General features: G+C 54.9%; 1 protein-coding gene. It reads right to left on the bottom strand.

Annotated elements, in window-relative coordinates; translation table 11 throughout:
- A partial coding sequence (locus ACRHNM_RS18215; protein ID WP_431138034.1) for a LamG-like jellyroll fold domain-containing protein occupies window positions 1-235 on the bottom strand: 235 nt, incomplete at both ends.

The following is a 235-nucleotide window of genomic DNA, read 5'->3' on the forward strand; positions in this document are numbered from 1 at the left end:
ATTCCCCCGGGAACGTCGGGATATAGGGATTGATCGCATTGATCATGATCTGGATATCCGTTGCCGTCAGGGCCTTGTCGAATATCCGCAATTCATCGATGGCCGAGTAGTCCGATTTATGGTCCCAGTAATCAAAGGTGGGCCCGCCAGCCCCGATGTAGAGGGTTTCCGCACCTGCCCAGTCGATAGGCGCGGACAGGGTGGCCGAAAGCATTTCCACCCCGTTGAAATAGAT

Source organism: Psychroserpens mesophilus (assembly GCF_050617655.1).
Lineage (GTDB): Bacteria > Bacteroidota > Bacteroidia > Flavobacteriales > Flavobacteriaceae > Psychroserpens > Psychroserpens mesophilus_A.